Below are 15,088 nucleotides of genomic sequence, written 5' to 3'. Positions count from 1 at the left end.
AATTAGTACTTTATAGGATTCTGAGAAATTTCCATAATGGCATCCCGGAAAGCATCAGCCGCAGCCTGGCAGGCTGATTGAGAGCCGGTCAGCAGCCCTCCGCCAAAGTTGGTTTCCGAAGGTGGCCCGAAAAATTTCACCATTTCTACATCCGCTGCCTTTAGAGCAGCGTCAAGTCCATAAACGGCTTCCAATGGCGGGGCTATTAGATATGCTATAGGCTCTCCGATATTGATGCCTGCTTCCTTTGACAGATAGGAACCTGTTCTGGAAACAACATGTGCGTATATGGCATGTGTTTTTTCCAGATCAAGCGCTTCAAAATAAGCATCGGATTCAGCTGTCTGAAGGACAGCCTCCATGCCGCTTTTAACTTCATCAGGAGAAGGCCCTGCCATAATACCAATCATTTCACCTGATAATGGCCCAGAAGCATGAGCAGCCCCCCCATAAAAAGACCTGGCATAAACGACTTCGACATCAGCTCTTTTAGTCGCTTCATCGAGTGCAGTATAGCCTACGTCATCGACTGTAGAGGTGAAAATGGCCAGGCTTCGGTGATGTGGCTGAAGCTGAAACTGCTTTGCAAGCCCCTGATCCACATTAGGTATCACCCGAACAGCCAATATATCAGCGTGAATGCGTTCTAATCCCATTTTTTCAGCCACCTACCCTTCCTTTTTCACGAGCGAAACACCACTTGCTTCATACTTTATAACCTTTTGGATGACAGTCCCGAGATAGGCACCAGCCTCAGCAGGAGGGATTCCGCCTTTATGTATATTGGAAATTACCATCCGGTCAGCTTCGATCGTTCCTTTTCGGGGTTCATAGCAAAGGTAGGCACTCAGTGATTCAGCACTCACCAGACCAGGACGTTCGCCAATCAATAACACAACCACTTTGGGCTTAAGGAGTTCCCCAACTTCATCCATAACAGCAACCCTGCCTTTTTCGATATAAAAAGGGGTCCCCATATCAAGGCCTAAATTTTTAAGGGATTGCTGAAGGGATAAAAATACATCCTCTGCATTTTCCTCAATGGCACTTGAGCTCAGCCCATCAGACAGGATGATTTGAACAGCCGGTCCCTTTTGGCATTTAGCAAGAATGGTTTTTTTGGCTTCCTCTGATAGCTTTCTGCCATAATCGGGCCTGCGGATGTACACTTCTTTTTCATTCACCATCGTATTGACTTTAAAGAGCCCAAGACGGTTTATAAGCTCATCATTAACATTTCCATAGACAGCATCGACTGCTGCTGCATGGTCGAAGCGGAATTTCAGCCATGTGTCTGTCTTCGGTCTTGAACCTGCTCTTCCCACCCCGATTCTTGCAGGCGTTTTGCTCTTGAGTGCCTCCAGTTCAACTGGATCTGCGGGATTATCAATGCCTGTCTTTTGTGAATGACTTTCGGTCTTATCATGACTCGCTTTATCTGGTGAGGTCATTTTAAGGTCATTTGCATTATGATAGCTTTTAATTTTTATTAAACTGTCTGTATCCTGTTTTTCAGTCTCGATAAACTCGACTGACATCTTGGATGGTTCATTGCCGGGTTTTGAAGTATGGTTCCAAAATTTCACTCCTGCACTGCTTTCTTGCCCTTTCACATCAGAGGTTTGCTGCGATTGAAGTTTTTCCACTACAAGGCGTGTTACTTTTTCAATCAATTCAGGATTCATTCATTTCAACTCCTATCGTGAAAAAATGGTTGGATCACCAGCGATTTTGCTCAGCTTTCCATTTTCGAAGATTCCCATTTTCTCAAGCCAATCCCTGAATATTGGAGATGGCTGCTTATTCATCGTCTGCCTGAGGGTGGCAACGTCATGATAGCTCATGGATTGGTAATTGAGCATGCAATCATCTCCCATTGGAGCAGCAATAATAAAATTCACTCCAGCTGCTGTCAGCAGTACGCCAAGGTCTTCGATATCATTTTGATCGGCCTTAATATGGTTCGTGTAGCAGATATCAACACCCATTGGGATGCCATGCATTTTCCCCATAAAATGATCTTCAAGCCCTGCCCTGATGACCTGCTTATTGTTGTACAAATATTCAGGTCCAATGAAACCAACGACTGTATTTACGATGTAAGGGTCATAATGCCGGGCGAACCCGTAATTTCTCGATTCCAGTGTCATCTGATCCATTCCAAAGTGAGCTTCAGCGGATAGCTCTGAACCCTGGCCCGTTTCAAAATATAAACGCTGAGGCCCGGTCCCGGTGCCGAGAGTTTTTGCCATGTCATTTGCTTCCTCAAGAAGTGAGGCTGTAATTCCGAATGACCGGTTGGCAGCCTCTGTCCCAGCTATGCTTTGGAAGATCATATCGGCAGGTGCTCCCTGTTCGATTGCCTTCATTTGAGCTGTTACATGCGCAAGCACACAGTTTTGTGTTGGAATATCCCAGTCTTTGATAAAAGCATGTGTGGCATGGAGCAGCCTCTTTACACTCTCAACCGAATCATCCACAGGATTAATTCCAATCACTGCATCCCCTATGCCGTAGGATAAACCTTCTTTGAGGGATGCGATCATGCCATCCACATTATCGGTTGGATGATTTGGCTGCAGACGGGAAGCCAATGTTCCTTTATATCCAATCGTTATATTGCATTTGGACAGTATTTCGATTTTGTTTGCCGCATGAACAAGATCTAGATTAGACATGATTTTTGCGGCGGCAGCAATCATCTCACTGTTTAGTCCCCTGCTGATTCTTTTTAAATCTTCACCTGTCGTGTCATCGTCCAGGATATATTCACGAAGTTCAGCAACGGACCAATTTTTTATGCTCTGATAGACGGGTTCATTCATCCCGCTTTCTATAATTCTCGAAACCTCATCCTCTTCAGGCGAAAGCATAGGATTTTCGCGGATATCAGATAGGGTTAAATGACTTAGAACCAATTTTGCTGCGATTCTTTCCTGGACGGTTTCCGCTGCAATTCCCGCGAGGCGGTCCCCTGACTTTTCTTCATTTGCTTTAGCGAATAAATCTTTCAGATTATTAAACTGATACACATTTCCCAAATGATTGGTTTGCAGCTTCATAAATAATCCCTCCTTTCTTACTGATGGAATGTCAATGTCTTTATGACAACAGGTACTACATTGGTTTGAAGCAGGTGGCCGATATCTATGTAATCGCCATGCTCCGCCTTAATCTGGTCGATGCATACGATACTTTGCTTTGTTTCCTGAGCTTTAATTGTCTGGCCAAGGACTTTAGCGTGGTCGCTTTCTAAAATGACAACAAGCGGCTGTTCTGGTTTTGGCTTTGCTTGTATGGATTTCAGCAGGACTGAAGATAGCTCCTGAATATCGCGAAAGCCCAAGTATGGCAGTGCCGTTAAATACAGGGCGAAATTTTGCCCCTCCTGCTGAGGATCATAAATTTCCACCGCCTTTGTTACTGCCTCTTGAATCTGATGGAGACCTTTTTCCAGGTTGTTATCAAACCGGATCTGATAGACTGGCAAATTTCGAATTGGCAGTTCATGGACTTCAGCATGGATGGTTGCCCCGCTGATTTCAGTCGTTTGTGTGCCTGCTCCCAGAACAGTTGCCCTGACCGTCTCATCCGGTTCCATCCATTTAAAGGAAGCAAGATCACGGCAATTTCGTAATGACTGTGCCAGCATTTTTCCAATATCGTCATACTGAGCAGGAGAGGATTCAGCAGTCTCAAACTGGTATAAACATTCACTGATCCCGCCTGAAAACATGATGTAATCTATCTCCTCTATCCAATTTGGATCATGTGCCAGAAGCAGAGGCAAATCATCCTGATGAAGATCCTTCCTTAGCATTCGCCCAATTACTTCTGCCATGTAGTCTGTCAGCATTCCGATGATAGGGTGATTTCTGCTGTCCCCTATCTTTAAATCAGCCTTCCATTTCCGAAGGATTTTTTGAACTGGAGGAGAAATACTTTTGATTTTGCCGTCTGTAAATTCAATCAGTCTGCCGCCGATATGCAGCGTGCATGTCCCGCAGAGCCTTCCCGAACGATAAACTGCAGCATTGGCAGTGCCCCCGCCAATATCAATATTAGCCACAGTTTTTCCAGTCCTTTTTGATAATTCATAAGCTCCTGATCCTTTTGCAGCAATGATGCCTTCTAAGTCAGGACCGGCTGTTGCGACAAGAAAATCCCCTGCATGGTCAGATAAATAGTGAACCATTTCTTCGGCATTCTGTTTTGTCGCCGTTTCTCCGGTAATAATGACAGCACCTGTTTTAATATCACCCGGCTCGATTCCCGCATTCATATACTCCTCTCTGACAAGCCTCTCTACAGCTTCAATATCAATAGATGACGCAGTCAGAAGTGGAGTCCGGTAAATCGGACTGCGGTAGAGCACTTCTTTTTCAATAATTTCAATTCGCGGCAAGTGGGTTCCGCCAGCCATATTCATGAGAGAAAATCTGCTGATGACGAGTTTGGTGGTACTCGTTCCGATGTCAATTCCTGCGCTGATTATATTCTCTTTTTGTGCATCGTAACGCTTCAACATGATCCCCGCCTTACTGCAACGAATTAACTATTATTCAGGAAATAAAAAAAGGCACCCCATATGAGCAACCATTAATTGATTGTTCATACAAGGCGCCTTTGCCTGATTTATTCTTTTGTATAATTAGAATATATGCTATTATCGTCATTTTGTAAAGGGTTTCATCAGAAAATTACGACATCATCCGGCAATGAATCAGCGTAATCCTTCATTTCCTGAAGAGAATGGCATTTCACCAGGCAGCGTATTTCTTCTATTCCTTTTCCGGAAATAGAGGAGGTAATCACAATAGGTCCTTTTGGGACTGCAATTCTAAGCTGCCTGATTGCCGAGTTTACATCCGATTGATCAGAATCGCTTTTTGTCACGACTCCAATTGGAAGCTTATTAAACCCATTGCTGAAACCTGGCGGAAAAATAGTTTTCCGCTTTGTGGAATCCTGTAAATATAGTACATGGGTCACTTCGAGTGCCGTAGCCATGATATTTTTATAGAAAAATGGATTCTCAGTATATTCCCCAGGCGTATCCACAATCCAGTCAAAATAGTTCAATGCCTGTGTTTTAACCGCTCCCGCTTTGCGGCCAAGAAGAGAATTTGTTAACGTCGACTTTCCAGCCCCGATGGAACCGATCAGCATCGCTCTGTTCATTTTGGTCATTCTATACATCTCCTTATGATTTAGTTATTTCCGAAGGAGTGTACCTTAGTGTTTCAGATAAAAACCGGTTGATTTCCTCCATGGCCATTTGCACAGCTGATACGGTTCCTACAATCACAAGACTGCCTGTGAACCGGTCCAGGAACCCGATCTGCACATCTGCCGCTTTGGTCGCCAGATCTCCTGCAATGATAACCGTTTCACTTGGTGTCAGTGTTAGAATCCCTAACGCTCCTGCCTGCTGTATCCCCAGTTTTTCAAACATATCCGGATCGGGATTTGCGATTAAATGACTGAGTGTTACTTGTTTTCCCGGTACAAATTCTTGAATAAATCGTTGTTTTTCTTCATTCATTGCTTCGGCCCTCCCAGGTGACTGCTGCTTATATTGCTTTTTTTACTTTTTCTTCTTTCGGTAAATATTCATCTTTCCCGATAATGCCTGCTTCACGGTCTTTTTTCTCCAATTCCAGAGCCTTAGGGACAGAAAGCCAGTACGCTAAACCAATTCCGATGATCCCGGCAGATATTTTACCGGCTATAATCGGAAGGATTAATGTTGGCTGGAAATTTGCTGTAAAGGATAAATGGTCACCAAGCAAAAAGGCCGCACAGACCGCAAAGGAAATATTAATGACTTTATCTTTAGGCGGCATTGTTCTGACCAATTTAAACATAGCCAGGATGTTCGCGATTGTGGCAACGATTCCTGCACTGCCTTCCTTGCTTAATCCCACCTTACGGCCAATAGCTTCCAGCGGGCCGCCGGCATATTTTTGAAGAAGATAAACCATCGGAAATGCACCGGCAAGCATGATCCCAATATAGCCGGCAGTCTCAAGCGCCCGGAACTGATCCTCCGAATCCGCCATAATTGGATGGAAGCCCCATCCACCAAAAACAGTTGAGAATAATCCAGTAAAAATTTCTACGATGGAAAAGACCAAAACCAGCTTAATTCCCGCATCTAAAATACGTCCAAACCACATGAACCCATTGATCATTAAATCCGGCAGGAAATACAATCCAAGCGCAATCAATACGACAAAGATTAAAAGCGGACTTAAATTCAATAAGATTTGTCCCAAACCGAGCGCGAACTGATATTTTGCTTCGCCGGATGTGGAAATGAAGTCCCTGAAACTTGAGCTGGAAACGGCAATAATTACACTTGAAATGAAAGCGCCGATTGGAATGGTCAGAACGCCTGACATCACGCCAAGAGCCATATATTTATGGTCTCTCTTATCAAGCATCGCGAGGCCCATCGGTATGGAGAAAACAATGGTTGCACCAGCCATAAAACCGACAATCATCGCCATGATCCAGCCTTCCTGTGTTTGCTTCAACACTTCAGCTAACTGGTAGCCGCCCATATCGGTTGCTAATATGGCTGTTGCAGCTATGGCAGGATCTGCCCCGATTGCAGCGAAAAATGGACCGCAGACCTTATCGATAAACCACGATAAATATGGAATGGAAGCCATAATTCCGGCAGCCGGAACAAAGATATGTCCGACAGCATGAAGCCCCTCCATAAACTGCTTTCCTAATCCCTCATCACTGTTGCGGATGGCAGCAAAGGCTCCAGCTACAGCACAAGCCATGATAATGTAGATAACAATTTTACCTACCAATTCCATCATAAATCCCTCCCTGAAACGTTTTTATATGTTAACGGAATCGTGCAGCTTCTTTACAAGAAAAATAGGATAAAATAGCAGCTTGATAGTATAAGAATAAGTAAAAAGACAAAAAGGTGCCGTACGTCAGCTTTTTGCAGACGCATGGCACCTTTGCCCGTTCTATCCACTTGTAAAAGATATTAAGCGTTATATTTTACTATGATACGCTTTGCTACATTTTCCAGTGTAACCTGTTTGTTCATGCTGATCTTCCGCATTTTCCTAAAGGCATCTTCTTCAGGCATGTTAAACTTTTGCATTAAAATGCCTTTTGCTTTTTCAACAATTTTTCTTTCATTTAACTTCTGATTCATGGATTCCACTTGTTCCCGGATTGCATTTGCATTCTCTGCCTGCCTTAGCGCAATCTCAACCGCAGGAATCAGGCTGGCTTCATTAACAGGCTTAACAAGGTAGCCGAGTATATTTGCCTGTTTGGCTTTATCAATATATTCCCGCTGACTGTATGCTGTAAGGATCAGGATGGGTGTATTGATTTTATTGGAAATAATTTCACTTGCTTTTAGTCCATTCAGATTGGGCATCTTGATATCCATCAGAATTAAATCAGGCTTTAATGAAAAAGCAAGCTCGACCGCCCTTTCACCATCCCCTGCCTCAGCAACTACTTCATAGCCAGCATCCTTTAGCATCAAGCTTAAGTCCATGCGGACAATTGATTCATCCTCCACAACCATAATTCTTTTCTTCACAGCTATTCCCCCTTCCTTTCAAAGGGAAATTGCACAGCTGCAACGGTCCCTTCTTCAGCCCGTTCGATTAAAAAATGACCGGATAAATCGTGCTCAATCATCATTTTCACAATATCCAAGCCTAGAGAAGGTTTTGCTTCCGGGGAATATCCTTCACCGTTATCAATGACTTCAACCTTAATTTCATCATTGGAATATTCGAAACAGACCTCGACTATCCCTTCATGCATATGTTTAAATGCGTGCTTTACACAATTCTGTATAAGTTCATTGATGACCAGAGACAGGGATACAGCTTTTTCAGAGTCGATTAAAAGCTTAGGTCCCCTGTACTGAATATGTATCTTTTTCTGCTCGTGTTTTGCTTCATGGACCAGCATATTGCCTATTTTCTCTATTAAGCTGTAAATATCCACTTCATCCACACTTGAGCTCGAAAGAATAATTTCATACACCGAAGCAATACTTGAGATGCGGTTCAGACTTTCCACGAAATGCACCTTGCTTTCTTCCGGCACACCCCTTCTCATCTGAAGCCTCAAAAGGCTGGCAACAGTCTGCAGGTTATTTTTAACACGGTGATGGATTTCCCGTATCGCCACAGATTTAACAGCAATCTCCCGTTCCTTTTCCCTGAGCTCTGTCAGATCTTTAAGGATGATGAAGGTTCCATCTGACTTCCCGGCAAGATCAAGACTTATTTTCTTAACACGGAATACCTTATTCATCATTTTCATTTCTTTTACAAGGAGCTCTTCCGGCTCGTTAAGAATTTCTTGAATACATGGAAAACAATCAATCAGCGGAACACCTGGCCTGCAATTTTCCTTGCCAATTTCGTGTATGAGATTAGTTGCTGAAGGATTGTTATAAACAACCTTATTTTCATGGTCAATAAAGAATAGTGATTCCTCGATTACCTCTGGGATGATCGGACGATTTTCTGCCATTCCAATGAGTATACCGCTCAAGGTTTCCGTCGCCTCTGATAACGCTTCCAATTTGAGCTGCCGCTGAAGCTTCTCACTGATGTCCTTTTCCATAATAAGTGCCCCGATGACACGGTCATCTAATCCTTTAATCGGCACCACGCTTTGTTCCACCGTCTTGCCTTCCTGTGTCAAGGCGCGATTGAGAAACATATTTTTACCTGTCCTCAGAGTATATAAAACAGCGGGTTCAAAAGCTTCATAGGCAAACTTGCCTGCGACCGGCTTCTGGTAAACAGATTTAGCAGTAGTTGGGGCAGCTTCAGCTACTACTATAGCATGTTTGCCTTCTTTAGTAGGGCAATCAACAAAAACGTTTGCCTGGTTCAGATCGGCGATTAATGAAAGATTGGCAGAGACCTCTTTAATCCTTTCAACATCCATTTTTGAAAGACTTGTATGCAGGGTGCATAACGCTTCGACTGAGAAGTTTGGCATAGGCTGAGATCTCCCAATAAGTTTTTAAAACTGTCAGAATATATAAAAATATTAAAGGGAATGCCGAAGAATGTCAACATCGTTTTCGATTGTTCAATAGGAAATTTGGTACAGATATGGAATTCCACTGGAGAATGGAAAAGGCAGCTGGAAAAAATGGAATCCTGCTGCCTTCCTATCCTATTTAAGCTGTGCTAATTTTACACCGCTGGCTTTATGCTTTAATATTGCCTCTATTAAATCAGCCAGATGGGCACCCGCCTCAACCGGGGGAACGCCTCCCTCATGAATATTGCTGATAACAGTGCGATCTGCTTCGACAGTATCCTCATTGGGCTGGTATATCAGATAGGCACTGATGCTTTTAGCGGTTGCCAATCCTGGCCTTTCTCCTATAAGTGAAATGGCGCAATCACAATTGACAATAGAAGCTACATCATCCTGAATCCAAACTCTGCTCCGCTTAATAAATACAGGATCTCCAATGGTAATCTTTTTCGATTTTAAACCTTGCACCAGCGCGGGCAGCAGATCCCTTATATTTGCCTCAACACCCGTTGAACTCAGGCCATCCGATACAATGATTTGAACCTGTTTATTTTTCGGAAGATTTTCTTCAGCCCATTTTCTGGATGTTTCATTGAGTCGCCTCCCGCTGTCGAGGTCCATTAAGTATTGGTCCATCGTTTCAGATTTGGAAAAGAGCACAGGCAGCTTTAATTCCTTCAGCAAATCCTCAGAAACGTCTTTAAACACTGCGTCCTGGGCTGCTGCGTGATCTATCCTGAATTCCAGGTAATTCTTTGTTTTCATTCGTGTTCCGGTATGTCCTATCCCAATTCTGGCTGGAGTAATCGATTGCACCTTTTCGATTTCTTCCCGATTGTCTGGCTGTTCTACACCCACTTGGTTAATCTTTTCGTAATTTATATTGCGGACCTTTGTTTCTGCAGGATCTTTTACAATAGGATTATTTTTTATTTGCCCTTCTTTTTGGAGCTCTTCCATTACCTGCTTTACGATTGACTGAATATCCATTTCTGATGCCCCCTTCCTACTTAAAAATAGATAGATCTCCTGCACGTTCGGTTAGTTTGCCATTTTCCATAATTCCCATTTTCTCAAGCCATTTTTCGAATTCACGAAGGGGACGGAGCCCAAGCATTTCTCTTAAGCTTGCATCATCATGATAGCTGGTATCCTGATAGCTTAGCATAACGTCGTCTCCGCCAGGCACGCCCATATAAAAATTCGCACCGGCAAGAGCAGTCAGCATGCCTGCGATTTCCTGATCATTTTGATCTGCCTGCATATGGTTGGTATATGTAGGGGCTATCCCCATCGGAAGTCCATGCATTTTCCCCATAAACAGGTCCTCGAGATCTGCACGAATTACCTGTTTGCCATCATAAATGGTCTCCGGCCCGATAAAGCCAGATACATTATTAACCATGAACGGCTTCCAATGCCGGGCGTATCCATAGGTACGCGCTTCGAGTGTCTGCATATCTATGCCAAGATGGGCATCCAGCGATACTTCCGAGCCCTGGCCAGTTTCGAAGTATAGCTGATTCGGCCCAGTAGATGTGCCCTGTGTAGCCATCAGCTGAAACGCTTCATCAAGAATTTCCTTTGAAACTCCAAAATCATCATTCGCCGCCTGTGTCCCCGCAAGGCTTTGGAACATAAGAGCTATAGGGGCTCCTTTTTTGAGGGCATGCATTTGAGTTGTAATATGGGCAAGAACACAGTTCTGCGTTGGGATTTCCCACTTTTGAATAAATTCATGAGTCATATGTAAAATTCTCGAGACCGATTCCACAGAGTCATTGTTGGGGTTCACACCTATGACGGCATCCCCAGATCCATAGGAAAGCCCCTCTTTCATAGATGCAAGAATGCCATTAGGGTTGTCAATGGGATGATTTGGCTGGCAGCGGAATGCCAGGCGTCCAGGCTCGCCAATCGTTGTGTTGCAATGGGCAGTTGGCCTGATTTTCTGTGAAGCCATGACAAGATCAATGCTAGACATCAGCTTTGCCGCAGCCGAAATCATTTCGCTCGTCAGACCCCTGCTGATTCTGAATAATTCCGAGGTACTGGTATGGTGGGACAAAATATAATTTCTTAATTCACCGACCGACCAGTTTGCAATCTCTTTGTAAATAAAGAGATTAAGATCATCATAGATTATGCGGGTTACTTCATCTGTTTCATATGCAATAACCGGATTCTCATAGATTTCCTTTAGTGTTATTTCACTTAACACCACTTTGGCTGCCATTCGTTCAAGAGAAGATCCAGCAGCAATGCCTGCCATTTTATCCCCAGATTTCTCCTCACTGGCTTTTGCCAAAACATCTGCAATTGAACGGAATTGATAGGTTTCATTTTTTAATGTACATGTAAACATAAATAGCCTCCCTTCGAGTATATGGAACGGTATGCGACAGCCCTGATTTTTACGTAAGCGGTTACATTAGCTCCATACAAAAAGGCGCCTTAACAGAATAAGCCATAAAACAGCTTACCTATTAAGGCGCCCTCACCTGGTATTTTCACTTATCGATAATTATATCAATTAATTAACTGAAAAGATAGACTTTTTTAAATACAAATAAATGTCTTATGAAAACATCCCCTCGACCACTCTTCCCTCCCGCCCTTTCGTCGTTACTCCCTGGGATAAGGAATTCAGAATTGCTTCCTCCGCGGCTTCTGCAGCACCCTGAAAAAGCTTGTTCATAAGCGGATGGTCGTCTCTGATAAAACAGGCATTTTCCATCATATTGATGCTATCGTGAGAAACTTTATTGGCTGTTGAAAAAGCAATGACGATATCCCCGCTGCCATTGCTGAAATGACTGCCTGTCCGGCCGAGGCCAATTCCACATCTTTTGGCAAGCCTTTTCAGCTGCCTGTCACTGACGGGTGTGTCCGTGGCCAGAATAATCATAATCGAGCCATCAGGCGTGTCCTTTGTTTCCTGCCGAATTTCTGAAAGGCCGTATTTGCTGAATGGGAATTCATCTTTATTGCCAAAATTGCTGACCACCAGGCACCCGATTATGTACTCTTTTGAACTGTGTTCTTCGCTTATAACTCGTGATGACGCCCCTACTCCGCCCTTATATCCGAAACACACCATGCCTTTCCCTGCGCCGACCGCGCCTTCCTCAGCTTTTTCCGGATTGGCATTTTCAATGGCTGCTATTGCATGTTCCGGTTTAACAGGAAGTGTCCGAATAGAATTTAGGAAACCATCATTGCATTCACCCACGACGATATTGACCGTTCCAGTTGTGTCTCCAATTTCAGGAGTGGTTCGCAGCATGTATTCCAGTGTTCCATGTGTAACCGCTGGAACTCCAAATGTGTTTGTCAGCATGATTGGAGATTCAATCAGGCCTAATTCTTCAACCTGTACCAGACCGGTCGTTTTTCCAAAGCCATTGATGACATAGCTCGCGGCCGTGACTTTTTCACGGAATAAATTTCCTTCATGGGGCATTACTGCGGTAACGCCAGTACAGACATATTGGTCATTATCATTGATAGGATAGTCCAAAGTAATATGGCCTACCATGACCCCTTCTACATCTGTAATGCAATTTTTTTCGCCAGTCTGGAGTTTCCCAATCATTACTCCTCTTTCTCTAATCTTCATTTTGCTCCTCCTTAAAGTGGCATTCATTAGAATTTCCATTTGTTTTCATTTATAATAGAAAAATATTTAGATTACCTAATCATTTTACATCGTTCTTGGGAGGATTTATATGGCTCATACTATAGCAAAAAAACAGCATGCAGGCTCTGAGAAGATTTGGTCCAGAGATTTTGTGCTCATATTGATGTCCAATTTTTTTATTTTTCTCGGATTTCAAATGACATTGCCCACGATCCCTCTTTTTGTAGAAAAATTGGGAGGGAATGACCAGCTGATCGGGATTGTAGTCGGCATCTTCACATTCTCTGCTCTGCTATTGCGTCCTTATGCAGGGCATACGCTTGAGACGAAGGGAAGGCGTTTTGTCTATTTAACGGGCCTTGCGATTTTCGTTCTTTCGGTTGGTTCATTTGGATTTGTTAATAGTTTAATTTTCTTATTTGTCTTAAGGATTGTCCAAGGATTTGGCTGGGGTTTTTCAACTACAGCCTCCGGAACGATTGCCACCGATTTGATACCTGCTAAGCGGCGAGGGGAAGGGATGGGCTACTTCGGTCTTTCCGGTAACATAGCCCTGGCTTTCGGCCCCACCCTGGGATTGGCGCTTGCCGGAATTATATCTTTCAAGCTCTTATTTTTAATTTGTGCCCTGCTTGGATTAGCCGCGCTTGTATTATCATCGAGAATCAGGTACAAGCAGGCTGAAAAACAAAGTGTTCCCTTGAAACGGTGGGATATCTATGAAAAAAGTGCCTTAAGGCCATCATTTCTTTTATTTTTCATTACCGTTACCTTCGGCGGCATCGCTTCGTTTCTCCCTATATACTCTGCACAAAAAGGCATAGGCGGAATACACTGGTATTTCCTGCTGTTTGCGATTGCCTTAATGCTATCCCGGACTTTTGCCGGCAGATTATATGATCAACGGGGACATCAGGCTGTGTTTTTACCTGGTGCGGTACTGATTTTAGCAGCCATGTTCCTGCTGGCATGGCTGCCGAACAGTATGATCATGTATATAGCGGCCATTCTTTATGGTCTGGGATTCGGATCAGTCCAGCCGGCCCTTCAGGCCTGGTCTGTAAAAGAAGCGCCTCCCAATCGACGGGGGATGGCTAATGCAACGTTCTTCTCCTTTTTTGATCTTGGAGTCGGGATAGGTGCAATGGTCTTTGGCCAAATCGCCCATTTGTTCGGATACAGCAGCATTTATATGACCGCGGCGGGTTCGGTAGGAATCTCCATACTATTATATATTTGGATCCTGATTACAAAACGGGGTTAACGAGAAAGACGATTTTCCTTGAGATGCGGAAAATCGTCTTTTTTATGGCAGCTTCTCGGAGATTGTCTGTTCAGCCAATTACAGGGCGTCAATTTATTAAATGGGAGCAAGTTTCGGACTGCTTCCTTAGATTTCTCCTGTTCCTGTCCGAATGAGCACCGGTTTCGGACTCTCTCAGACTGATTTCTCCTGTTCCTGTCCGAATGAGCACCGGTTTCGGACTCCTTCGCTTAGATTTCTCCTGTTCCTGTCCGAATGAGCACCGGGTTCAAACTCCTGCGCTTTGGTTTTTTTCCTTCCTGATCCGAATGAATACAGCCTGTTAACACCTATAAAGCTTTCACCATTCCGCCATCGACCAAAATGGAGCTTCCAGTCACATAGCTGCTGGCATCGGAAGCAAGGAAAGTCACGACATTTGCAAATTCTTCCGGTGTTCCATATCTGCGCAGCGGGATATTGCTTTTGGCTTTTTCTGCAACTTCTTCTTTGGAGATGTTTTGCCGGTCTGCGTTATGCTGATCCAGATAATCAACCCTGTCTGTCGCAATCCTTCCCGGAGCTACCGTGTTGATTAAGATATTATAAGCTGCCAATTCCTCTGAAAGTGTTTTAGTCATTCCGACAATGCCCAATCGGAATGTATTGGACAGCAGAAGTCCTGGTATCGGCTGCTTAATGCTAGAGGAAGCAATGTTAATAATCCTGCCGCCATTTTTCTTTAATTCGGGAAGAGCTTCCCGGATCAGTCTTACATGGCTTAATAGATTCAATTGAAACGCTTTTTCCCAGTCTTCATCTGTTAGGGATTCAAACGTTCCCCCGGGAGGCCCGCCGGCATTATTGATCAAAATATCGATTCCGCCAAGTGTTTCAGCTGTTTTATTGACTAACTTTTTTATATCTTCCGGAATGGTAACATCTGCACGGTAATACTCAACATCAACATTATATTGATCACGGAATTCTTTTTGAACAGCTTGCAGTTTTGCTTCATCCCTGCTTGTAATCATCACATTGGCGCCTTCCTGTGCAAGCTGTGCCGCAATTGCTTTTCCCAGCCCCTGGCTTGAAGCCACCACTAGCGCTTTTTTATTTTTCAGGTTTAAATCCATCACTAT

The 15,088-nt window shown here is 43.8% G+C and carries 14 protein-coding genes; 1 reads left to right on the top strand and 13 read right to left on the bottom strand.

The window, feature by feature from the left end; translation table 11 throughout:
• Nucleotides 1-2: 2 nt before the first annotated feature.
• From eutL to JI665_RS11545, 12 genes are all read right to left on the bottom strand, one after another.
• Nucleotides 3-656: an ethanolamine utilization microcompartment protein EutL gene (gene eutL / locus JI665_RS11600; protein ID WP_206839523.1), complete on the bottom strand. Its 654-nt coding sequence runs from the start codon at nt 654-656 to the stop codon at nt 3-5.
• A gap of 12 nt (nt 657-668) precedes the next feature.
• Nucleotides 669-1,685, bottom strand: coding sequence for an ethanolamine ammonia-lyase subunit EutC (gene eutC, locus JI665_RS11595; protein WP_206839521.1), 1,017 nt, complete (start codon nt 1,683-1,685; stop codon nt 669-671).
• Between the two features lie 12 nt (nt 1,686-1,697).
• Nucleotides 1,698-3,062 carry an ethanolamine ammonia-lyase subunit EutB gene (locus tag JI665_RS11590; RefSeq protein ID WP_206839519.1) on the bottom strand — a complete coding sequence of 455 codons (1,365 nt, stop codon included), beginning with the start codon at nt 3,060-3,062 and terminating at the stop codon, nt 1,698-1,700.
• A gap of 17 nt (nt 3,063-3,079) precedes the next feature.
• Nucleotides 3,080-4,528, bottom strand: coding sequence for an ethanolamine ammonia-lyase reactivating factor EutA (locus JI665_RS11585; RefSeq protein WP_206839517.1), 1,449 nt, complete (start codon nt 4,526-4,528; stop codon nt 3,080-3,082).
• 164 nt (nt 4,529-4,692) lie between these two features.
• On the bottom strand, nt 4,693-5,190 hold the full coding sequence (locus tag JI665_RS11580) for a EutP/PduV family microcompartment system protein (protein WP_206839515.1): 498 nt from the start codon (nt 5,188-5,190) through the stop codon (nt 4,693-4,695).
• A gap of 13 nt (nt 5,191-5,203) precedes the next feature.
• Nucleotides 5,204-5,545, bottom strand: a complete 342-nt coding sequence (gene eutS / locus JI665_RS11575) for an ethanolamine utilization microcompartment protein EutS (RefSeq protein ID WP_048011266.1) — start codon at nt 5,543-5,545, stop codon at nt 5,204-5,206.
• Nucleotides 5,546-5,573: 28 nt separating this feature from the next.
• Nucleotides 5,574-6,833, bottom strand: a complete 1,260-nt coding sequence (eutH, locus tag JI665_RS11570; RefSeq protein ID WP_206839912.1) for an ethanolamine utilization protein EutH — start codon at nt 6,831-6,833, stop codon at nt 5,574-5,576.
• A gap of 182 nt (nt 6,834-7,015) precedes the next feature.
• Nucleotides 7,016-7,588 carry an ANTAR domain-containing response regulator gene (locus JI665_RS11565; protein ID WP_206839513.1) on the bottom strand — a complete coding sequence of 191 codons (573 nt, stop codon included), beginning with the start codon at nt 7,586-7,588 and terminating at the stop codon, nt 7,016-7,018.
• Between the two features lie 2 nt (nt 7,589-7,590).
• Nucleotides 7,591-9,015 (bottom strand): sensor histidine kinase, encoded by a 1,425-nt coding sequence (locus JI665_RS11560; protein ID WP_206839512.1) that lies wholly within the window; start codon nt 9,013-9,015, stop codon nt 7,591-7,593.
• A 180-nt stretch (nt 9,016-9,195) separates the two neighbouring features.
• Nucleotides 9,196-10,053, bottom strand: a complete 858-nt coding sequence (gene eutC / locus JI665_RS11555) for an ethanolamine ammonia-lyase subunit EutC (protein ID WP_206839511.1) — start codon at nt 10,051-10,053, stop codon at nt 9,196-9,198.
• Between the two features lie 16 nt (nt 10,054-10,069).
• On the bottom strand, nt 10,070-11,428 hold the full coding sequence (locus tag JI665_RS11550; protein WP_206839510.1) for an ethanolamine ammonia-lyase subunit EutB: 1,359 nt from the start codon (nt 11,426-11,428) through the stop codon (nt 10,070-10,072).
• 213 nt (nt 11,429-11,641) lie between these two features.
• Nucleotides 11,642-12,682: a P1 family peptidase gene (locus JI665_RS11545; protein ID WP_206839509.1), complete on the bottom strand. Its 1,041-nt coding sequence runs from the start codon at nt 12,680-12,682 to the stop codon at nt 11,642-11,644.
• A 109-nt stretch (nt 12,683-12,791) separates the two neighbouring features.
• Between JI665_RS11545 and JI665_RS11540 the strand changes: the two genes are divergently transcribed.
• Nucleotides 12,792-13,967 carry an MFS transporter gene (locus JI665_RS11540; RefSeq protein WP_206839508.1) on the top strand — a complete coding sequence of 392 codons (1,176 nt, stop codon included), beginning with the start codon at nt 12,792-12,794 and terminating at the stop codon, nt 13,965-13,967.
• A 329-nt stretch (nt 13,968-14,296) separates the two neighbouring features.
• On the opposite strand, the gene JI665_RS11535 is transcribed toward JI665_RS11540, so the two are convergent.
• On the bottom strand, nt 14,297-15,082 hold the full coding sequence (locus JI665_RS11535; protein WP_206839507.1) for an SDR family oxidoreductase: 786 nt from the start codon (nt 15,080-15,082) through the stop codon (nt 14,297-14,299).
• Between the last annotated feature and the right edge of the window lie 6 nt (nt 15,083-15,088).

Source organism: Bacillus sp. NTK034 (assembly GCF_017303275.1).
Lineage (GTDB): Bacteria > Bacillota > Bacilli > Bacillales > Cytobacillaceae > Cytobacillus.
This window is presented reverse-complemented; position numbering and strand designations above follow the sequence as displayed.

Bases quoted from the DNA above. Each gene is read 5' to 3' on its own strand.
- eutL (WP_206839523.1), bottom strand. From the start codon at position 656: ATGGGATTAGAACGCATTCACGCTGATATATTGGCTGTTCGGGTGATA.
- eutC (WP_206839521.1), bottom strand. From the start codon at position 1,685: ATGAATCCTGAATTGATTGAAAAAGTAACACGCCTTGTAGTGGAAAAA.
- JI665_RS11590 (WP_206839519.1), bottom strand. From the start codon at position 3,062: ATGAAGCTGCAAACCAATCATTTGGGAAATGTGTATCAGTTTAATAAT.
- JI665_RS11585 (WP_206839517.1), bottom strand. From the start codon at position 4,528: ATGTTGAAGCGTTACGATGCACAAAAAGAGAATATAATCAGCGCAGGA.
- JI665_RS11580 (WP_206839515.1), bottom strand. From the start codon at position 5,190: ATGACCAAAATGAACAGAGCGATGCTGATCGGTTCCATCGGGGCTGGA.
- eutS (WP_048011266.1), bottom strand. From the start codon at position 5,545: ATGAATGAAGAAAAACAACGATTTATTCAAGAATTTGTACCGGGAAAA.
- eutH (WP_206839912.1), bottom strand. From the start codon at position 6,833: ATGGAATTGGTAGGTAAAATTGTTATCTACATTATCATGGCTTGTGCT.
- JI665_RS11560 (WP_206839512.1), bottom strand. From the start codon at position 9,015: ATGCCAAACTTCTCAGTCGAAGCGTTATGCACCCTGCATACAAGTCTT.
- eutC (WP_206839511.1), bottom strand. From the start codon at position 10,053: ATGGATATTCAGTCAATCGTAAAGCAGGTAATGGAAGAGCTCCAAAAA.
- JI665_RS11550 (WP_206839510.1), bottom strand. From the start codon at position 11,428: ATGTTTACATGTACATTAAAAAATGAAACCTATCAATTCCGTTCAATT.
- JI665_RS11545 (WP_206839509.1), bottom strand. From the start codon at position 12,682: ATGAAGATTAGAGAAAGAGGAGTAATGATTGGGAAACTCCAGACTGGC.
- JI665_RS11540 (WP_206839508.1), top strand. From the start codon at position 12,792: ATGGCTCATACTATAGCAAAAAAACAGCATGCAGGCTCTGAGAAGATT.
- JI665_RS11535 (WP_206839507.1), bottom strand. From the start codon at position 15,082: ATGGATTTAAACCTGAAAAATAAAAAAGCGCTAGTGGTGGCTTCAAGC.